The organism is Mesorhizobium sp. M0778 (assembly GCF_040320105.1).
Classification (GTDB): domain Bacteria; phylum Pseudomonadota; class Alphaproteobacteria; order Rhizobiales; family Rhizobiaceae; genus Mesorhizobium.
Window position 1 is genome coordinate 266,863 of record NZ_JAMYPA010000005.1, and the last position, 19,938, is coordinate 286,800.

20 protein-coding genes and 1 pseudogene are annotated in these 19,938 nt (G+C 63.7%); 10 read left to right on the forward strand and 11 right to left on the reverse strand.

Features of this window, described 5'->3' with window-relative positions:
* Positions 1-36: 36 nt before the first annotated feature.
* A complete protein-coding gene (locus NKI22_RS10075; protein ID WP_352493734.1) occupies positions 37-1,041 on the reverse strand; it encodes an inorganic phosphate transporter in 1,005 nt (334 codons plus the stop codon).
* Positions 1,041-1,682, reverse strand: coding sequence for a DUF47 family protein (locus tag NKI22_RS10080; RefSeq protein WP_352958398.1), 642 nt, complete (start codon positions 1,680-1,682; stop codon positions 1,041-1,043). The genes NKI22_RS10075 and NKI22_RS10080 overlap by 1 nt, the downstream gene beginning before the upstream one ends.
* 194 nt (positions 1,683-1,876) lie before the next feature.
* Between NKI22_RS10080 and NKI22_RS10085 the strand changes: the two genes are divergently transcribed.
* From NKI22_RS10085 to NKI22_RS10110, 6 genes are all read left to right on the forward strand, one after another.
* The gene (locus tag NKI22_RS10085) at positions 1,877-2,776 is read left to right on the forward strand and encodes a LysR family transcriptional regulator (protein ID WP_023717897.1); all 900 of its coding nucleotides are present in this window, start codon (positions 1,877-1,879) and stop codon (positions 2,774-2,776) included.
* Positions 2,777-2,909: 133 nt separating this feature from the next.
* Positions 2,910-3,389, forward strand: coding sequence for a formate dehydrogenase subunit gamma (locus tag NKI22_RS10090; protein ID WP_352851482.1), 480 nt, complete (start codon positions 2,910-2,912; stop codon positions 3,387-3,389).
* A complete protein-coding gene (locus tag NKI22_RS10095) occupies positions 3,386-4,942 on the forward strand; it encodes a formate dehydrogenase beta subunit (protein ID WP_352851480.1) in 1,557 nt (518 codons plus the stop codon). The genes NKI22_RS10090 and NKI22_RS10095 overlap by 4 nt, the downstream gene beginning before the upstream one ends.
* 12 nt (positions 4,943-4,954) lie before the next feature.
* Complete coding sequence (fdhF, locus tag NKI22_RS10100) at positions 4,955-7,867, forward strand: formate dehydrogenase subunit alpha (protein WP_352937752.1); 2,913 nt, start codon at positions 4,955-4,957, stop codon at positions 7,865-7,867.
* A 183-nt stretch (positions 7,868-8,050) separates the two neighbouring features.
* Positions 8,051-8,878 carry a formate dehydrogenase accessory sulfurtransferase FdhD gene (gene fdhD / locus NKI22_RS10105; protein ID WP_502897690.1) on the forward strand — a complete coding sequence of 276 codons (828 nt, stop codon included), beginning with the start codon at positions 8,051-8,053 and terminating at the stop codon, positions 8,876-8,878.
* Entirely contained in the window at positions 8,868-9,176 is a 309-nt protein-coding gene (locus NKI22_RS10110) for a formate dehydrogenase subunit delta (RefSeq protein WP_352937754.1), read from the forward strand. The genes fdhD and NKI22_RS10110 overlap by 11 nt, the downstream gene beginning before the upstream one ends.
* Before the next feature lie 26 nt (positions 9,177-9,202).
* On the opposite strand, the gene NKI22_RS10115 is transcribed toward NKI22_RS10110, so the two are convergent.
* The 3 genes from NKI22_RS10115 to NKI22_RS10125 all read right to left on the reverse strand — a co-directional run bounded on the left by NKI22_RS10115 (position 9,203) and on the right by NKI22_RS10125 (position 10,413).
* A complete protein-coding gene (locus NKI22_RS10115; protein ID WP_198030469.1) occupies positions 9,203-9,463 on the reverse strand; it encodes a hypothetical protein in 261 nt (86 codons plus the stop codon).
* Between the two features lie 72 nt (positions 9,464-9,535).
* Positions 9,536-10,036 carry an MmcB family DNA repair protein gene (locus NKI22_RS10120; RefSeq protein ID WP_352851518.1) on the reverse strand — a complete coding sequence of 167 codons (501 nt, stop codon included), beginning with the start codon at positions 10,034-10,036 and terminating at the stop codon, positions 9,536-9,538.
* A gap of 77 nt (positions 10,037-10,113) precedes the next feature.
* Positions 10,114-10,413: a DUF1330 domain-containing protein gene (locus NKI22_RS10125; protein WP_023717905.1), complete on the reverse strand. Its 300-nt coding sequence runs from the start codon at positions 10,411-10,413 to the stop codon at positions 10,114-10,116.
* A gap of 152 nt (positions 10,414-10,565) precedes the next feature.
* Here NKI22_RS10125 and NKI22_RS10130 point away from each other — a divergent pair, with 152 nt between their 5' ends.
* The 3 genes from NKI22_RS10130 to NKI22_RS10140 all read left to right on the forward strand — a co-directional run bounded on the left by NKI22_RS10130 (position 10,566) and on the right by NKI22_RS10140 (position 11,309).
* On the forward strand, positions 10,566-10,892 hold the full coding sequence (locus NKI22_RS10130) for a GYD domain-containing protein (RefSeq protein WP_352483306.1): 327 nt from the start codon (positions 10,566-10,568) through the stop codon (positions 10,890-10,892).
* Between the two features lie 162 nt (positions 10,893-11,054).
* On the forward strand, positions 11,055-11,183 hold the full coding sequence (locus NKI22_RS10135) for a hypothetical protein (RefSeq protein WP_352590769.1): 129 nt from the start codon (positions 11,055-11,057) through the stop codon (positions 11,181-11,183).
* The gene (locus NKI22_RS10140; protein ID WP_352483308.1) at positions 11,184-11,309 is read left to right on the forward strand and encodes a hypothetical protein; all 126 of its coding nucleotides are present in this window, start codon (positions 11,184-11,186) and stop codon (positions 11,307-11,309) included.
* A gap of 54 nt (positions 11,310-11,363) precedes the next feature.
* Here NKI22_RS10140 and NKI22_RS10145 read toward each other — a convergent pair.
* Positions 11,364-11,447, reverse strand: a pseudogene (locus NKI22_RS10145) (Cu(I)-responsive transcriptional regulator); the annotation flags it as partial.
* Positions 11,448-11,669: 222 nt separating this feature from the next.
* On the opposite strand from NKI22_RS10145, the gene NKI22_RS10150 reads away from it, so the two are divergent.
* Positions 11,670-12,287 (forward strand): L,D-transpeptidase, encoded by a 618-nt coding sequence (locus NKI22_RS10150; protein WP_023717909.1) that lies wholly within the window; start codon positions 11,670-11,672, stop codon positions 12,285-12,287.
* A gap of 167 nt (positions 12,288-12,454) precedes the next feature.
* Here the strand turns inward: NKI22_RS10150 and NKI22_RS10155 are convergent, their stop codons facing one another.
* The 5 genes from NKI22_RS10155 to NKI22_RS10175 form a co-directional block, all read right to left on the reverse strand.
* Positions 12,455-13,024 carry a NifU family protein gene (locus NKI22_RS10155; RefSeq protein ID WP_352815828.1) on the reverse strand — a complete coding sequence of 190 codons (570 nt, stop codon included), beginning with the start codon at positions 13,022-13,024 and terminating at the stop codon, positions 12,455-12,457.
* Positions 13,025-13,302: 278 nt separating this feature from the next.
* Positions 13,303-13,794, reverse strand: a complete 492-nt coding sequence (locus tag NKI22_RS10160) for a universal stress protein (RefSeq protein ID WP_023717912.1) — start codon at positions 13,792-13,794, stop codon at positions 13,303-13,305.
* 191 nt (positions 13,795-13,985) lie between these two features.
* Positions 13,986-15,068, reverse strand: coding sequence for a tryptophan--tRNA ligase (gene trpS / locus NKI22_RS10165; RefSeq protein WP_352810458.1), 1,083 nt, complete (start codon positions 15,066-15,068; stop codon positions 13,986-13,988).
* A gap of 293 nt (positions 15,069-15,361) precedes the next feature.
* A complete protein-coding gene (gene murJ, locus NKI22_RS10170) occupies positions 15,362-16,960 on the reverse strand; it encodes a murein biosynthesis integral membrane protein MurJ (protein ID WP_352815830.1) in 1,599 nt (532 codons plus the stop codon).
* A gap of 46 nt (positions 16,961-17,006) precedes the next feature.
* Positions 17,007-19,805: a [protein-PII] uridylyltransferase gene (locus NKI22_RS10175; RefSeq protein ID WP_352958402.1), complete on the reverse strand. Its 2,799-nt coding sequence runs from the start codon at positions 19,803-19,805 to the stop codon at positions 17,007-17,009.
* Between the last annotated feature and the right edge of the window lie 133 nt (positions 19,806-19,938).

Here is a 19,938-nt window from a genome sequence, read left to right on the forward strand (position 1 = left end):
GTTCACGCACCGCCGCCGCGCAGTGCTGCGGTGCTCTCACCTTGCCAGGCCGACCGCGAGGTAGGTGAGGGCCGCAATCACCGCGGTTGCCGGCAGGGTGATAATCCAGGCAACCACGATGTTGCCGGCAATGCCCCAGCGAACGGCTGAGACGCGGCGGGCGGCGCCGACGCCAATGATGGCGCCGGTGATCGTGTGTGTGGTCGATACCGGAATACCGAGCCAGGTGGCGGCGAACAGGGTGATCGCACCGCCGGTCTCGGCGCAGAAACCCTGCATCGGGTTCAGCCGGGTGATCTTCGATCCCATTGTGTGGACGATGCGCCAGCCGCCGAGCAACGTGCCCAGCGCCAGCGCCGACTGACAGGTGATGACGACCCACAGCGGCACGTAAAAATTCGCGCCGAGCATGCCTTGCGAATAAAGCAGCACGGCGATGATGCCCATGGTCTTCTGCGCGTCGTTGCCGCCATGGCCGAGCGAATAGAGCGAGGCGGAAAAGAACTGCATGACGCGGAAGGTGCTGTCGACGGCGAACGGCGTCTGCCGCACGAACAGCCAGGAGACCGCGAGGATCAAGACGAGCGCCAGCAGAAAGCCTGCCGCCGGCGACAGCACGATGGCCGCCGTCGTCTTGCCCAATCCGGCCCAGACGATGGCGCCGGTGCCGGCCTTGGCAACGCCGGCGCCGACCAAACCGCCGATCAGCGCGTGCGAGCTGCTGGACGGGATACCGACGAGCCAGGTGACGATATTCCAGACGATGGCACCGACAAGTGCTGCGAAGATCACTGCCGGCGTGACGATGCTGGCGTCGATGATGCCGGTTCCCAGCGTCTCCGCCACGTGAAGACCGAAGAACATGAAGGCGATGAAATTGAAGAAAGCCGCCCAGAACACCGCATAATGCGGCCTCAGCACGCGGGTGGAGACGATTGTCGCGATGGAGTTGGCGGCATCGTGCAGGCCGTTGAGGAAATCGAAGAACAGTGCGACGGCGACAAGGCCGACCAGCACCGGAAAGGCTATCGCGGCTTCCACTATACGTTCTCGATGACGATGCCGCTGATTTCGTTGGCGACGTCCTCGAAGCGGTCGACCACCTTTTCCAGCTGGCCGTAGATCTCGCTGCCGATCAGATAGGCCATCGGATCGCTGCGGCCGTGCCGCTTGAACAGGTCCTTCAGGCCCTGTTCGTGCAGGTCGTCGGCCCGGCCTTCGGCGCGCATGACCTCCTCGGCGATGGCGTTGAGGCGCACCGTATGCGCCCCGACCTTGCCGAGCAGTGGGATCGCCTCGGCCACCAACTTGGCGGCCTCGACGATGACGGCCCCCATTTCCTGCATCAGCGGGTCGAATTCCTTCTTTTCGAACAACCTTACCGTCTTGACGGTCCTGTGCATCATGTCGATGGCATCATCCATCGACTGGATCAGGTCCTTGATGTCGCCGCGATCGAAGGGCGTGATGAAGGAGCGGCGCACGGCCAGCAGAACTTCCGCGGTGATCTGATCGGCTTCGTCCTCGAGATCGATGATCGTCTGACACCAGCGGTCGATGTCGTTGCCCTGCAAAAGCTGCTGCAGTGCCTCAGCGCCGCCGACCACAGTGCGGGAATGCCGCTCGAACAGGTCGAAGAAGCGATCTTCGCGCGGCAAAAGCTTGCGGAACCAGCCCAGCATGTTTCGGTCTCCCGTCGTGTCCAGTCCACGACCCCGTCCCATCCACATAGCGCCGCGTTCCATCGCGGGAAACAGTAAGCCGGCTGAAAGATGTGGATGCGGGCGATTTGCACAGGCGGCTTGCGGCCGAAGGCGATTTCCCCGACCTTGCGCGCTAAGATCGGACATAGCGTCCGTGACAGGCTCCCGACGGCATGATCGACAAGCTGGAATTCTTCATAGCACTCGCCAGGGAAGAACATTTCGGCCGCGCGGCGGAGGTGTGCGGCGTCACCCAACCGACGCTTTCGGCCGGCATCAAGCAGCTGGAGGGCCAGCTCGGCGTGATGCTGGTGCTGCGCGGCTCGCGCTTCCAGGGGCTGACGCCGGAAGGCAAGCAGGTGCTGGTGTGGGCGCGCCGCATCGTCGGCGATAGCAGGACCATGCGCGAGGAGATGCGGGCGGCACGCCACGGCCTGTCAGGACGCATCCGCATCGCCGCGATCCCGACGGCCCTCGCCATGGTGGCGCGATTGACGACGCCGTTTCGGGCAAAGCATCCCGGCGTCACCTTCTCGGTGCTGTCGCGGACATCGATCGAGGTGCTGTCGCTGCTCGGCAATTTCGACATCGACGCCGGCATCACCTATCTCGACAACGAGCCGCTCGGACGCGTCACCAGCGTGCCGCTCTACGACGAGCGCTACCAGTTGATCACCGCTGTCGGGAACCCCTATTTCGACCGCGACAAAGTGACATGGGCGGAACTCTCCCAGCTGCCGCTCTGCCTGCTGACGCCGGACATGCAGAACCGCCGCATCATCGACCAGCATCTGGCCGAAGCCGGCGTGCAGGTGCGGCCGACACTGGAATCCAACTCGATGATCGTGCTGTTCTCGCATATCCGCACCGGCAAATGGTCGTCCATCATGCCGCTTAACCTTGCGGAAACGTTCGGCTTTTCCGAGCCGATCCGGGCTATCCCGATCGTCGAGCCGGATGCCAGCCACACCGTCGGGCTGGTGGCGGCGCCGCGCGAACCGCACACGCCGCTGGTCTCGGCGCTGTTGGACGAGGCAATGGCGCTGGCGGACGATTTCCGCGCCCGCCGCTAGGCTAGATAATGCTGGTGATCGAGATCGATAGAAAATTTCTATCGAGCAACGGATCGGCTTTATTGATTTAGCGGGTTTCCTCTGATTTCCTAAGCACTTAGCGGAAGACCGCCACGACCAGGGAGGGCGCTGCATGACGATGCAGCCTGCAAGTACCGAGATCGCATCGCGCACGGCGGCGATCATCCACGAGCTGAAAGGCCTCGAAGGCCCGCTGTTGCCGATCCTGCACGGCATACAGGAAGAGTTCGGCTATGTGCCGCGGGACGCGCTGCCGGTCATTGCCGAGTCGCTGAACATCTCCAGGGCCGAGGTGCATGGCGTCGTCACCTTCTATCACGATTACCGCAGCCAGCCCGCCGGCCGCCATGTGCTGAAGCTTTGCCAGGCGGAAGCCTGCCAGTCGATGGGCTCGGATGCGATTGCCGCCAAGCTCAAATCAATGCTGGGCATCGGTTTCCACGAGACAACCCGCGACGGTTCGGTGACGCTGGAGCCGGTCTATTGCCTTGGCCTTTGCGCTTGCTCGCCATCGGCGATGCTGGACGGCGAGGTGATCGGGCGGCTCGACGACGAAAAGCTCAATGAAATCGTTGCCGAGGTGCGCTCATGATCCCGCGTATCTATATTCCCGGCGATTCCGGCGCGCTGGCGCTGGGTGCGGAAAGGGTCGCCAAGGCGGTTCGGGCGGAGTTGGCCGAGCGCGGCATCGAGGCCAAGATCGTGCGCAACGGCTCGCGCGGCGCCTATTTCCTCGAGCCGATGGTCGAAGTGGCGACGGCCAATGGCCGCGTCGCCTATGGGCCGGTGAAGCCATCCGACGTCAAAAGCCTGTTCGACTGCGGCTTCCTCACCGGTGGCCACCACAAGCGCTGGCTGGGCGCGCCGGACAAGATCCCGTTCCTTGCCAGGCAGACGCGGTTGACCTTTGCGCGCTGCGGCGTCACCGATCCGCTGTCGCTCGATCACTACAAGGCGCATGGCGGGCTGAACGGCCTGCAGAATGCAGTGGCGACGACACCGGCCGACATCGTCAAGCAGGTGACCGAGTCCGGGCTGCGCGGTCGTGGCGGCGCCGGCTTCCCGACCGGCATCAAATGGAAGACGGTCCTCGATACGTCGGCCGACCGCAAATACATCGTCTGCAATGCCGATGAAGGCGATTCCGGTACGTTCGCCGACCGCATGATCATGGAAGGCGACCCCTTCGTGCTGATCGAAGGCATGGCGATCGCCGGCATCGCCACCGGCGCGACCAAGGGCTTCATCTATATCCGCTCGGAATATCCGCATGCGGTGGCGGTGATGCAGAAGGCCGTCGAGATCGCCCGCAGGGCCGGCGTGCTCGGCGTCAATGTGCTCGGGTCACCCAATTCATTCGACATGGAAGTCCGCGTCGGCGCCGGCGCCTATGTCTGCGGCGAAGAGACCGCCCTGCTCGACAGCCTCGAAGGCAAGCGCGGACAGGTGCGGGCCAAGCCGCCGCTGCCGGCGCATAAGGGCCTGTTCGGCAAGCCGACGGTGATCAACAACGTCATTTCGCTGGCCTCGGTACCGGTGATCATGGACAAGGGTGCCGCCTTCTACAAGGATTTCGGCATGGGCCGTTCGCGCGGCACCATCCCGATCCAGATCGCCGGCAACGTCAAATATGCTGGTCTCTACGAGGCGGCGTTCGGCATGACTCTGGGCGAGATCGTCGACGATATCGGTGGCGGCACGGCAACGGGTCGCCCAGTCAAAGCGGTGCAGGTCGGTGGCCCACTCGGCGCCTATTTCCCGCGCGCCCTGTTCGACACGCCGTTCGACTACGAGGCGTTCGCGGCCAAGGACGGGCTGATCGGCCACGCCGGCATCGTCGTTTTCGACGACAGCGCCGACATGCTGAAGCAGGCGCGCTTCGCCATGGAATTCTGCGCCATCGAGAGCTGCGGCAAGTGCACGCCCTGCCGCATCGGCTCGACGCGCGGCGTCGAGGTGCTGGACCGGCTCGCTGAGAACATCGAACCGGAAAAGCAGATCGCGCTGGTCACCGACCTTTGCAACACGATGAAGTTCGGCTCGCTTTGCGCTCTCGGCGGCTTCACCCCATATCCAGTGATGAGTGCACTCAACCATTTCCCGGACGACTTTCGGCCGACGCCGGTCGCCGAAGCAGCGGAATAGGAGCGGACAGGCATGAACGCGGCATTCGACATCAAATCGCTGGTCCAGGAAATCGACTACGGCACACCCGCCTCCGAAGCGGAACAGCAGGTGACGCTGACCGTCGATGGCAAGCCGGTGACGGTGCCGGCGGGTACCTCGATCATGCGCGCTTCGATGGAAGCGGGCGTTGAAATCCCGAAACTCTGCGCCACCGACATGCTGGACTCGTTCGGCTCCTGCCGGGTCTGCCTCGTCGAGATCGACGGGCGCGGCGGCACGCCGGCCTCGTGCACGACGCCGGTTGGCGAAGGCATGGTCGTGCATACCCAGAGCGACCGGCTGAACGCCATTCGTCGCGGCGTGATGGAGCTCTATGTCTCTGACCATCCGGCTGCGTGGGGCGAGACGGCCGGCACCGGCGCCAGCGAGTTCGACAAGGTCGTCAGGACGGTCGGCCTGACCGAGAACCGCTATGGCGTGGACGGCCGCAACCACGTCGAGCAAGAAAACGGCGTGGCGCCCGGCCATGGCTCGCTGACCATCGACTACATCGCCCGCGATGAATCGAACCCCTATTTCACCTATGATCCGGCGCAATGCATCGTCTGCTCGCGCTGCGTGCGCGCCTGCGAAGAGGTGCAAGGCACGTTCGCGCTGACCATCGAGGGCCGCGGCTTCGAATCCAGGGTCTCGGCTGGCATGCACGAGGCGTTCGTCGATTCCGAATGCGTGTCGTGCGGGGCCTGCGTGCAGGCCTGCCCGACCGATGCGCTGAGGGAGAAAACCGTGCTGGCGAAAGGCCTGCCCGAGCGCTCGACCGTCACCACCTGCGCCTATTGCGGCGTCGGCTGCTCATTCAAGGCCGAGGTCAAGGGCGACGAGGTCATTCGCATGATGCCCTACAAGGCAGGCAAGGCCAACCACGGCCACTCCTGCGTCAAGGGCCGCTTCGCCTATGGCTATGCGACACACAAGGACCGTATCCTGAAGCCGATGATCCGCGAGCGGGTCAGCGATCCGTGGCGCGAAGTGTCGTGGGAAGAGGCGCTCACCCATACGGCGAATGAATTCCGCCGCATCCAGTACCAGTACGGCCGCACGTCGATCGGCGGCATCACCTCGTCGCGCTGCACCAACGAGGAGACCTACCTCGTCCAGAAGCTGGTCCGGCAGGGCTTCCGCAACAACAATGTCGATACCTGCGCCCGCGTCTGCCATTCGCCGACCGGCTATGGCCTGGGCCAGACCTTCGGTACCTCCGCCGGCACGCAGGATTTCGATTCGATCGAGCAGACGGACGTCATCCTGCTGATCGGCGCCAATCCGACCGATGCGCATCCGGTGTTCGCCTCGCGCATGAAAAAGCGCATGCGCCAGGGCGCCAAGCTGATCGTGCTCGATCCGCGCCGCACCGATATCGTGCGCTCGGCCCATGTCGAAGCGCAGTTCCATCTGCCGCTGAAGCCGGGCACCAACGTCGCCATGCTGACCGCACTTGCCCATGTCATCGTCACCGAAGGCCTGTTCGACGAGGCGTTCATCCGCGAGCGCTGCGACTGGGACGAGTTTCAGGACTGGGCATCGTTCGTGGCATTGCCGGAAAACAGCCCGGAGGTCGTCGGCCAGCTCGCCAATGTCGATCCCGACGACATACGCGGCGCGGCCCGGCTCTACGCGCGCGGCGGCAACGGTGCGATCTATTACGGCCTCGGCGTGACCGAGCACAGCCAGGGCTCGACCACCGTCATCGCCATTGCCAACCTCGCCATGGCGACCGGCAATATCGGCCGGCCGGGCGTCGGCGTGAACCCGCTGCGCGGCCAGAACAATGTGCAGGGCTCCTGCGACATGGGCTCGTTCCCGCACGAGCTTCCCGGCTATCGCCACATCTCAGGCGACGCGGTGCGCGCCATCTATGAGAGCCTGTGGGGCGTCAAGCTCGACGACGAGCCCGGCCTGCGCATCCCCAATATGCTGGACGCAGCCGTCGACGGCTCGTTCAAGGGGCTCTATGTGCAGGGCGAGGACATCCTGCAGTCGGACCCCGACACCAAGCATGTCGCCGCGGGTCTCGCGGCGATGGAGTGCGTGGTCGTGCACGATCTCTTCCTCAACGAGACGGCCAATTACGCACATGTGTTCCTGCCCGGCTCGACCTTCCTCGAGAAGGACGGCACCTTCACCAATGCCGAGCGCCGCATCAACATGGTGCGCAAGGTGATGGAGCCGAAATGCGGCTATGCCGACTGGGGGACGACGCAGGAGCTCGCCAAGGCGCTCGGCCTCGGCTGGAACTACACGCATCCCTCCGAGATCATGGACGAGATCGCCAAGACGACGCCGAGCTTCTCCGGCGTTTCCTTCGACCTTCTCGACCGGGTGGGCTCGGTGCAGTGGCCCTGCAACGAGAAGTCGCCGGAAGGCACGCCGATCATGCATATTGGCGGCTTCGTGCGCGGCAAGGGCAAGTTCATCCGCACCGAATATGTCGCGACCGACGAGAGGACCGGGCCGCGCTTCCCGCTGCTGCTGACCACCGGCCGCATCCTGTCGCAGTATAATGTCGGCGCGCAGACCAGGCGCACCGACAACGTCGTGTGGCACAGCGAGGATCGGCTGGAGATCCATCCGCATGATGCCGAAAATCGCGGCCTGCGCGATGGCGACTGGGTGCGGCTGACCAGCCGCTCGGGCGAGACGACGCTGCGCGCGCTGATCACCGACCGGGTGTCGCCGGGCGTCGTCTATACGACCTTCCACCATCCCGACACCCAGGCCAACGTCATCACCACCGACTTCTCCGACTGGGCGACCAACTGCCCGGAATACAAGGTGACCGCGGTGCAGGTGGGTGCATCCAACGGCCCGTCGGAATGGCAGCGCGACTATGACGAGCAGGCAAAGCAAAGCCGCCGCATCGCCTCGCTGCAAGCAGCGGAGTAGCGTTTTGGCGTCGTGCCGGAGCACCCCCCTCTGGCCTACCGGCCATCTCCCCCTCAAGGGGGGAGATTGGATGTCATCTCGGCTTTCGCCAATCACCAGCGTCGAAGGGTGCCTTACGTCTGAACTGCCAATCTCCCCCCTTGAGGGGGAGATGGCCGGTAGGCCAGAGGGGGGTGCCGCGTGATGCCCAAACGTCGTGCTGTCACCCAGATCAGCCGCCTCGCGCGCCGCGCCGGCGGCACCGCGGCCGCCAACCGCATGGTGCCGGAAGAGACGCCGGTAGCATTCTCCTTTGCCGGCACCACGCATGCGGTGATGATGGCAAGCCCGGCCGATTTCGAGGATTTCGCGCTCGGCTTCTCGCTGACCGAAGGCATCATTGCCTCGCCAGACGAAATCGAAGCCATCGAGGTCGAGGATCACGGCGCCGGCATCGATATCCAGATCCGGCTGAAGGACCAGGCCAACACCCGTTTCGAGGCGCGTCGCAGACGGCTCGCCGGCCCGGTCGGCTGCGGGCTGTGCGGCATCGAATCGATCGAGGAAGCGATGCGCTCGGTCGATCCGGTCGGTGCGTCGAAACTTACACTTCAGGCCGATGACATCGTCCGCTCGGTCAAGCTTTTGTCGAAGGTGCAGCCGCTGCACGCCGAGACCGGCGCGGTCCACGCCGCCGGTTTTTACCTCCCCGGCAAGGGCATCGTCATGGCGCGCGAGGATGTCGGCCGTCACAATGCGCTGGACAAGCTGGCCGGCGCGCTGGCCAAAGCCGGTATCGACGGCAGGTCGGGGGCCGTCGTCGTGACGTCGCGCGTTTCGGTCGAGATGGTGCAGAAGACCGCGGCGATCGGTGCTGCCTTCATCATCGCCGTCTCGGCGCCGACGGCACTTGCCATCCGCACCGCAGACGACGCCGGCATGACGCTGGTGGCGCTGGTGCGCGGCGATGATTTCGATATTTTCATCCATCCTGACCGCGTGGTTTCCGGAGTTGCCAAGCATGTCGCATGACGAAGGCCACCTCATGAGCACCAGCGAAAAGCTGGTTCGCATGGCCAACCAGATCGCTGCCTTTTTCCACCCCAAGCCGCGCGAGCAAGGCATTGCCGGCGTCGCCGAGCACATCAACAAGTTCTGGGAGCCGAGGATGCGCCGGCAATTGTTCGAGATGCTCGACAGCGGCGGCGAAGGCTTCAACGAGCTTGTCGTCGCGGCCGCCCCACACATCAAGCGGCCGGGCGCGCCGGAGGGCGCAGGTTTTAGCGTCGGCGGAGCGAGCACCGAGACTACGGCTGCGTCACAGAAGTAGGCGCCGCGGGCCTACATTCACACCCTCTAAGGTTTCATCTGCCGCAAGTCTCGCGGCTCTGCTATGATCCGGCGATAAGAAATCGTCGGGTCGGGCGGACAAACCTCGTGAGGCCGATCGAAACTCGCTACGCGCTCAGCGGCGACGTGCGGATCGCCTATCAGGTGGTCGGCCAGGGATCGCTCAATCTCGTCTTCGTGCCGGGTTTCATTTCCAATCTCGACCTGCACTGGGAAGACGAAGGCTACAGCCGGCTGTTGGCGTTCCTTGCGGAACACCGCAGTCATACATCGTCTCTTATGCAAGGTGGCGGCAGCCGGGGCAGCGCAAGCCTCCATGACTACGGAGAGGGAAACCCCCTACTCGCTCTCACCCTCCAGCGCCGGCACCGACACCCCGGCAAGCTCCGCCGCCAGCAACCGCGCGGCACCGGCGCGCGCGATCCTCAGCATCAGCGCCTTGCGCGTCGCCGCCGCCATCCGGTGCTCGGGCGCATCGCGCAGGACCTCGGCACCATAGCCGTCGGAGAGAATGAAGCCGCACTCTTCCGGAAAGATCTCCGCGGGCACGCCGGGATGGGTGGCGAAGAAGAAGCGGTCGGAATGCAGCCGGTAGTCCGGCCATTTGCGGTCGACCCTGAAATCCTCGATCGAGGATTTGACCTCGATGATCCAGATATCGCCCTGGCGGGTCAGCGCTACGAGATCGGCGCGGCGCCCGGTGGCCAGCGACAGTTCGGGCAAGACATGCGCGCCCATCTGCTTGAGCAGCCGCTGCACGCCACGCCTGACCAGCATGGCACGCTCCGACTGGCGACCGTCGAGAAGGGGGTTGAGGGGTAGAGGTGAGATGATCGGCATGGCCGCACCATGCCAGATTTTGTTCACGGTTTGAACCCGGTTTTTTGGGGCGGCTATTATCTGGTTGACAACCCCCTCTAACTAACCGGCATCATGCCCTCCAGAGCAATGATCCTCGTCTTTGCACAGCGTTCGCGGATGGCTTTGAGGCGGCCGTATTCCGGAGAGTCGTACCATGCGAGGAGCGAGGCCATGTCGGGAAATTCGACGATGACAAGGCGATGAGGCTCCCAATCGCCTTCCAGCACTTTGGTGGCTCCGCCACGAGCGATGTACCTTCCCCCGTAGCGGGCTTCGGTTGCAGGCACGTCCCGGCGGTATTCCTCGAAAACGGCGGCGTCGGTTATGTCGACATCGGCAATAAGATAGGCTGCCATTGACCTTACTCCCCTTAGGAAAGGCATTGAAGCAGGTCCATTAGCGGTCCCGCAACTAAGCCAGCGGTACTACGCCTCGGAAACGACTCGCGTTCTCCCGGATTGGGGCGCTTTACTACATTCGTGGGGGTAGCTCTGGGAGGAGACGAACCATGCCGATGTATCTCACGCGATTCAGCTACAGGCCCGAAACGTGGGCGCGCTTGATGGACAACCCCGAGGACAGACGCGAGGCTGCCCGCTCCTACATCGAGTCGGTGGGCGGAAAGCTGCACGGGTTCTGGTATGCCTTCGGAGAACACGACGGCTGGAATCTGTGGGAGGCGCCGGACAACGTCTCCATGGCATCGGTCATGCTTGCCATTGGTGCGGGAGGCGCGCTCAGCTCCTACGAGACCACCGTGCTGCTAAGTGTCGAAGAGACGATGGAAGCGCTTGGCAGGGCGAAGTCGATCCGGTATCGCCCACCGGGATCGTGACGGCCGCCCGTGCTTTGCGGAGTGTCGAAGGCTAGGTAACGCTTGCTATCGAACGGCGCACGCTCCTAAACTTTTGCGCAAAAGAGTCCTCTGCACCCTCTTGGCAGCGCCGGCAGCTTGCGCTTTCAATGTCGGCCACGGGATTTTTACGAGGAGCATTAGATGACGGACGATGACGGACGCAAATCGGCGACACCGGAGGAAATCCGCACGGCCGTTAGAGGATGGGCGGTGCTTGGGGCAATCATCGTTGCCGTGTTTGGTGCCGCCTACGTCATGATCGATAGTTGAATGGCCGACGATCCTGGTCGCCCCGATGGACTGCCTGAAAAGATCGGCACGGTCCTTGGTGCAGTGGTGGTGATCGGCACGTTCGGGCTTCTGGCTTGGACGGTGCTTCGCGGCGTTCTTTATTGAACCGGCCTATTGAACCAGGCTTGTCAGGATTATCTCCTGCAGCGGCCGCGTCTCAGGCGAGATCAGGCCGATCTCCTCGTAGTAACGGATGGCCTTGGCTGGCCGGCCAGAGCGCCAGCCAGCGTCACCGACATTCATGGTGATTCCCCGTCTCGGGGTTCTTGTTCTTGGCCCATTGATTTTGCAGCATAATCCTGCGGGGGCTGTTGCCGAAATGCCATAGTCGCAGGTTTACCAGCACGCAAGCCCAAGGATATAGGCATCGCCCGCTTGGCAAGCAAAGCAAATGCCAGCATGAATGAAGATGAAAAAAGCGGCCGACTCGAGCCGCTGTTGTTTGGGCAGGCATCGGACCTTTTCATGCGCATGAAGTCACTTGCAATCGTCGCGGCCCTGGCGCTGTCGACGGCTGTCGCCGGTTGCAGCACCATCGGCTCTCAGATCTTCACCAACAACTATGGCGCGGTGACCGATGCCGGCTATCATCTGCCGCGCATCCCGATCGAAAAGGTGCCGTTCAAATACCGCCGGCAGATCGTCGACTACGACACCAGGGAAAAGCCGGGCACCATCATCGTCGATACGCAGAACAAGTTCCTCTATTTCGTCATGGGCGACGGCGAAGCGATGCGCTACGGCATCGGCGTCGGCCGTGAAGGTTTCGAATGGCACGGCACCGCCCGTATCGCACTAAAGCGCGAATGGCCGACCTGGACGCCGCCTTCGCAGATGATCAGGCGACAGCCGGAGCTGGCCAAGTTTGCCGGCGGCATGGAGCCGGGGTTGAAGAACCCGCTCGGCGCGCGCGCCATGTACCTGTTCAACAAGGGCGGCGACATGGGCTACCGCCTGCATGGCAGCCCGGAATGGAATTCGATCGGCAAGGCGATGTCGTCGGGCTGCATCCGGCTGATGAACCAGGACATTATCGACCTCTACGACCGCACCTCGGTCGGCGCCAAGGTCATTGTGCTGTAAGACCATGATCCCGAAAAGCGGGACCCGGTTTTCGGACAAGATCATGGTCAAACAAGAAGAGCTTTATACGCGGACCGTCTAGGCAACACACAGACGTCGCAAACAGAAAACCGGGCACTTTGGCCCGGTTTTTTGTTGTCTATCGACGTTGACGATGGAACGGCGCGTCAGGAGACCTGTTCGACGTGCTGCACTTCCGGCACAAAGTGCCGGAGCAGGTTCTGGATGCCGTGCTTCAGCGTCGCCGTCGAGGACGGGCAACCGGCGCAGGCGCCCTTCATGTGCAGGAATACGGTGCCGTTCTCGAAGCCGCGGAAGGTAATGTCGCCGCCATCCTGGGCCACCGCCGGGCGCACCCGCGTGTCGAGCAGCTCCTTGATGGTGACGACCAGCTCCTCGTCGGCCTTGTCGTAGAATTCGCCGGTCTGGCTGGTCTCGGCGGCGGGGCCGGTCTTGGCCATCACCGGGGCGCCGGACATGAAATGCTCCATGATGGCGCCGAGGATAGCCGGCTTCAGATGCTGCCAGTCGGGACCGTCCTTGGTCACGGTGATGAAATCATAGCCGAAGAAGACGCCGGTGACGCCGGGGATCTCGAACAGACGGCCGGCCAGCGGCGAAGCCGTCGCGGCGCTGTCGGCATCACGGAAATCGGCGGTGCCTTCTTGCAGCACTTCCTTGCCGGGCAGGAATTTCAGCGTCGCCGGGTTTGGCGTCGACTCGGTCTGGATGAACATGGCCATCTCCGTGCCCGTTTCGGGCAGCTAGTTTGGAATAATTCTAATTAGGCTTTATCCGCCCGACATTCAAGCGAAAGGCATCGCGGGGAACGGCTGGCTGGTGGAATGTTTTGCTAGCTCGCTGAAACAATTGGAGATGTGTTGAGATTCAGGTCAGGCCGAGCCGAAAATGATGGTTTCCGAGAACCGGAGCGGAGCGTACTTTTGGTACGTGAGCACCGGAAGCGCAGGAAGCCGCCATTTGTAGGCCGGCCTCACCTGAATATCGGCACATCTCAGGCGAGGCTGTCGATCTCCTCGTCCGACAGGTTCTGCGGCACCACAGTCACTGGAATCGGAAAGGCGGCGCCCTTGCCGGCGACCGCGCCGACCAGCGGCCCGGGCCCTTCCTTGCCGGCGCCTGCCGCCAGCACCAGGATGGCGATGTCCTGGTCTTCCTCGATCAGCTTGTGGATCTCTTCGGTCGGCTTGCCTTCGCGCACCACCAGTTCCGGCTCGATGCCGAGCTTCTGGCGCACCTTGTTGGCGTAGCTGTCGAGCGCGGCGCGCGCCGTGGCGGTCGCCTCCTCGCGCATGATCTTCTCGACGCCCAGCCAGTGCTGGAAATCATCCGGCTCGATGACATAGAGCAGCACCAGCACGCCGCCCGTGCTTTGCGCCCGCTTCGAGGCGTAGGCGACGGCGCGCTCGCATTCCGGCGTGTCGTCGATGATCGCCAGGAACTTGCGGCGATGACCGGCTTCGCGGCTGAGGCGTTTGGAGACCATATTCACCCTGCTCGATGGTTTCGGCCGCAATCTGCCACCGCCACAGCCCGCCCGCAAGCGACCGGCGGCTGTGGCGATGTTGGTGCAGCTTAAAGCGCGTCGCGTTCGACCGGCCTCATGCGACGCGCTTCAGGTTCTTGTTTTATGCATGTCGTTATCGCAAAACCGCTGCACACTTTGCGCGACATAAATTAGCCTTGCAGCAGGCCGATAATGTCGCGCACGGTCTTCATCGTCGCTTCGGCCAATGTGCCGGCACGCTCGCCGCCATCCCGCAGCACCGCGTCGACATAGGCGCGGTCGCCGGAGATGCGGCGCATCTCGTCGGCGATCGGCGCCAGCTTTTCCACCGCGAGATCGGCCAGCGCCGGCTTGAACACCGAAAACTGCTGGCCGCCGAATTCCTTCAGCACCGCCTCTTTCGATATTTCGGCGAGGCCGGCATAGATGCCGACGAGGTTTTCCGCTTCCGGCCGGCCGGCAAGCCCGTCCAGTTCGCCGGGCAAAGCCTCCGGGTCCGTCTTGGCCTTGCGGATCTTCTTCGAGATGGCGTCGGCATCGTCAGTCAGGTTGATGCGCGACAGGTCCGACGGGTCGGACTTCGACATCTTTTTCGAACCGTCGCGCAGCGACATGATGCGCGCCGCCGGGCCGCCGATGACCGGCTCGGTCAGCGGGAAATAGCCGTTCACCGTCTCTTCGCCGACCTGCATCTCGACGCCGACGCCAAGCGCCGCGATGCGGTCCGAAAAGTCGTTGTTGAATTTCTGCGCAATATCGCGGGTCAGCTCCAGATGCTGCTTCTGGTCGTCGCCGACCGGCACATGGGTGGCGCGGTAGACGAGGATATCGGCGGCCATCAGGGAGGGATAGGCGAGCAGGCCGAGCGAGGCGTTCTCGCGGTCCTTGCCGGCCTTGTCCTTGAACTGCGTCATGCGGTTCATCCAGCCGATGCGCGCCACGCAGTTGAAGATCCAGGCAAGCTCGGCGTGCTGCATCACCCGCGACTGGTTGAAGACGATGTGCTTGGTCGGATCGATGCCGGAGGCGAGAAACGCCGCGGTGATCGAACGCGTCTGGTCCTGAAGATCCTCATAGACGAGCTGCGCGGTCAGCGAATGCAGATCGACGACGCAATAGATGCAGTCGGAAGTGTCCTGCAGGGCGACGAATTTCTTGATGGCGCCGAGATAATTGCCGAGATGCAGATTGCCGGTCGGCTGGACGCCGGAAAAGACGAGTGGCTTGAAGGCGAGCTGGTTGAGGTCGGGCATGGTGTTTCCCTGGCTTGTGGAGGGCCGTTTCGCGCGCGGCGAAAGTCTTGCGACGGCGCGCTTATGGACGAGAGCAAGGAGACGATCAAGAGGGGTGTTGGCTGGGCCGCGCAGGACTTTGGCCGTGGCCGAGCAAGACGCCACAGAAGGCTGTTTTAAGGGGATGGCGCCGACCAGAATCAAAAACCCGCCTTACGGCGGGGTCGTCGATGCGAATCAGCACCATACGCAAATTAGTAGCATAGCTGCCGGCACAAAGCAAGAACAAAATTGGCGCTGACGAATTTTCCGCCTCACGAATCCGGAGATTGCTCCTTGACCGGCTGGGAGCCCTTGCGCCCGATATTGCGGCGGATCATGCCGAAATCCGCACCCCCGGTGGCAAACGCGGTGACGAAGTAAAGCAGCGCCCCGCCGGCGACCAGCGCAAGCAGCGTTACCGCCTTGATCACCAGCGGCGAGCCGGATCCGAGCCTTGCGGCGAACCAGTGTTCGGCAAAATAGAGCGCCGCGGCCATCACCGCCGCCGACAGCACCAGCCGCGGAATGCGTTTCATGAGCGGCACGTCGCGGCCCCAATGGCCGCGCCGGATCAGCACGGCCAGCAGCATCGTCGCATTGACCCAGCCGGCGACGGCGGAGGCAACGGCAATGCCGGGCGCGCCCATCGTCGGGAACAGCGTCAGTGCCGTCGTAATGTTAACCGCCACCGAGATGGCGGCGAAAATCATCGGCGTGCGCGTGTCCTCGCGGGCGAAATAGCCTGGCGTGAACGCCTTGATCAGCACGAAGGCCGGCAGGCCGAGCCCGAAGATCGCCAGGATTGCCGCGACCGTCGGCGTCGAATTGTTGGCGGCGAAGGCGCCGCGCTCATAGACCAGCCGCACGATCGGCTCGGACATGACCAGCAGGGCGGCCGCCGCCGGCAAGGTCATGAACAGGGTGAACTCGACCGAGCGGTTCTGCAGATTGGCCGCCTCGACCAGATTGCCTGACTTCAGCGCCCGCGACAGTTCCGGCAAAAGCACGATGGCGACGGCGACGCCGACAACGCCCAGCGGCAGCTGGTAAACGCGGTCGGCATAGGCCAGCGACGACACCGCGCTGTCCTGCGCCGACGCGATCGCCGTGCCAATCAGCTGGTTGATCTGGGTGATGCCGCCGGTGATCGCCGCCGGCAGTGCCAGGATCAGCAGCCGCTTGACGCTGGGCGTCATCTTCGGCCGGCGGAAGCCGATCGAAATGCCGGCATGGCGCACCGCCGCCCAGACGATCGCCAGCTGCACCAGGCCGGCCGCCAGTACGCCCCAGGCCAGCCCGAAACCGACGGTGCGGGCGTCCGAACCCTTGTACCAGGCATAGGCAAGCACGGCGATGAGGATGATGTTGAGGAACACCGGCGCCACCGCGGCGGCGAAATAGCGGCGCAGCGAATTCAGCATGCCGGCCATCATGGCGCCGAGCGACATGCAGATCAGGTAAGGGAACATGACGGTCGCCAGTGCCACCGTCATCTCGAATTTTCCGGGCGTGTCGGCAAAGCCCGGCGCCACCAGGTAGCGCACGATCAGCGGCATCGCCAATTCCATGGCGATGGTTAGCGCCAGAAGCGCGGTGAACAAGACGCCGAACACCTCTTCGGAAAAACGCTTGGCGCCGTCGGTGCCGTGCGTCTCGATCTCTTTGGCGAACAGCGGCACGAAGGCGGCGTTGAAGGCGCCTTCGGCGAACAGCCGGCGAAAGGTGTTGGGAAACTGAAAGGCGGCGTTGAAGGCGTCGGCGATCGGCCCGGTGCCGAGTGCGGCAGCCATCAGCATCTCGCGGCCAAAGCCGAGGGCTCGGCTCATCAGCGTGCCGGAAGCGACCGTGGCGAATTTCTTGACAAGGCTCATGCGCTTGAAGACTGCCTGTGGGATTGGGGCAAATGGAAGGTAACAGTCACTCGGCGGCCGTTTTGGTCTTGCCGCGCTCGGACGCCGTGCCCTCGAGCACCGCGATCAGCCTGTTGCGGATGGTCGCCGTACGCGACGGGCTGTCGATCTTCTGGCCGGTGAGATCGGTGACGTAGAACGTGTCGATGACCTTTTCGCCGAAGGTGGTGATGTGGGCCGAGGCGATGTCGAGCGACAGGTCCGACAACATGCCGGTGATCTCCGACAGAAGGCCCGGCCTGTCCAGTCCTTCGATCTCGATCACCGAGAACCGGTTCGACAGGGTGTTGCGGATCTCGGCGCGTGGCGGGATGCGGAAGACCTTGGCGCCGCGCCGTGGCTTGGTGCGCTTCTCGATCATTTCGGGCAGCCAGCTCTTGCCCGACAGCACGTCCTCGATCAGCCGGCCGACGCGCTCGGCACGGCGACGCTCGTCCTCGTCGCGGTCGAACTCCCTGGAGATCAGGATGGTGTCGAGCGCGCGGCCGTCCGAAGTGGTGAATATCTGCGCGTCGACGATGTTGCCGCCGGCCGCAGCACAGGCGCCGGCAATCACCGAGAGCAGGCGCGGATGGTCCTGCGCCAGCACCGTGATCTCGGTCACCGCCTCGAACTGGTGGGTCTTGACCATGGTGGCGAGCTTCTTGCCGGCGTGATCGGCCTCGCGGATGAATTCGGCATGGCGCAGCTGGTCGGGAAGATCGACCGCCAGCAGATAGTTCTCGTAGTGCTGGCCGACATAACGCTTGCGGGCCTTTTCCGGCCAGTCGGCAAGTGCCTCGGCCAGTTGTTCGCGCGCCGCCGCAGTCCGCTTGGCGCGCGACACCTCCGAAAACCCGCCGGTCAACAAAAGCTCGGTCTCGTAGTAGAGCGTACGCAGCAGCTGGCCTTTCCAACCGTTCCAGACCCCCGGCCCGACGCCACGGATATCGCAGACGGTAAGCACCAAAAGCATCTTCAGCCGTTCGACCGACTGCACGATGGCGGCAAAATCCTCGATCGTCTTGCGGTCGTTGAGATCGCGGGTCTGCGCCGTCATCGACATGACGAGGTGGTTCTCGACCAGCCAGGCGACCGTTTCGGTGTCGGCCGGCGAGAGCCCCATATGCGGGCAGATGCGCCGCGCGATTCTGGCGCCGGCTTGCGAATGGTCCTCAGGCCTGCCCTTGGCGATGTCGTGCAGCAGCACGGCGACATAGAGCGCCTCGCGGCTCTTCTTCAGCCCCGGCATCAGCGCGTGGGAAAGCGGATGCACCTTTTCGCCGTCGCCGCGCTCGATCTCGGCCAGCACGCCGATGCAGCGGATCAAATGCTCGTCCACGGTGTAGTGGTGATACATCGAGAACTGCATCATGGCGACGATCTTGCCGAAGTCCGGGATCAGCTTGGCAAGCAGTCCGGCCTCGTTCATTCGCCGCAGATTGAGCTCGGCGTTGCGGTCCGAGGTCAAGATGTCGAGGAACAGCCGGTTGGCCTCCTCGTCGCGCCTGAGCGCCTTGCCGACGAGGCCGAGAGAGCGGGTCAAAAGCTTCAGCGCATCGGGGTGGAATTCCAGGCCGTGCTTGTCGGCAAACCAGAACAGCCTGAGCAGGTTGACCGGATCGCGCTCGAACACCTCGTCGTCGGCAATGTTGATGCGGTGGTTGTCGACGATGAAATCGGCCGTGCCGGCGAGCTTGCGCTTGCGCCGCGAGAAGGTGAGGAAGATGCGGTTGAAGCCCGGCACATGCTTGGCCTGCTCCTCTTCCAGCGCGGCGCAGAAAATGCGGGTCAGGTCGCCGACATCCTTGGCGACGAGGAAGTAGTGCTTCATGAAGCGCTCGACCGCCGACAGGCCGGGATGGGTGGTGTAGCCGAGCCGCTCAGCGATGTCGCGCTGGATGTCGAAATGCAGCCGCTCCTCCGCCTTGCCGGTGAGGAAATGCATGTGGCAGCGCACCGCCCACAGGAAGTCCTCGGCCTTCTGGAATTCCCTGTATTCGGCGTCGGTAAAGACGCCCTTGTCGACCAGTTCCTCGCCGGTGCGCACCCGGTAGAAATATTTGGCGATCCAGAACAGTGTCTGCAGGTCGCGCAGGCCGCCCTTGCCGTCCTTGACGTTAGGTTCGACCAGGTAACGGCTCTCGCCGGCCTTGGCGTGACGCTCGTCGCGTTCGGCAAGCTTGGCCTGGACATATTCGGGGCCGGTGGTGCGCACCACCTCGTGGTCGAAGCGCTGCAGAAGCTCGTCATAGAGCTTTTGCTCGCCCCACAGGAACCGCGCCTCCAGGATCGAGGTGCGGATGGTGATGTCGGTGCGCGACAGCCTGAGGCACTCGTCGATGTTGCGCGTCGCGTGGCCGACCTTCAGCCCGAGGTCCCACAGCATGTAGAGCATATATTCGACGATCTGCTCGCCCCATGGCGTCTGCTTGTAGGGCAGCAGGAACAGCAGGTCGATGTCGGAGCCCGGCGCCAGCGTGCCGCGGCCATAGCCGCCGACGGCAACGACCGCCATGCGCTCGGCCGACGATGGGTTTTTCACGCGGTAGACATGGGTGGCAGCGAAATCGTAGAGCGCACGGATGATCTCATCCATCAGATGCGACAGCCGGGCGGCGCAGGCTGTGCCGCTGCCGTCGTCCATCAGCATGCGTTCGGCGACAGTGCGCCCGTCGGCGAGCCGGCTTTTGAGCAGCTTGAGGACGCCGCCGCGCGCGGCCTTGCCCGAACCGTCGCCTGCCGTGGCCGCGGTCAGTTCGGTCATCTCGCGGCGCAAGGCTTCGCCGTCGATCAGTTCCTCGAGCTTCAGGGATATTCTTGCCATAAATGCCGTTCGGCCTCGCCGTTTCGGCGGCGTCTATAGCGCGTTTTCGCGGCGCTGGGTATGGGGCGGACGGACGCGTTCTCCGCGGCCGCCGACGGGACGATCGTCTCGTGCCCGCAGCCGGTTCGGTTTG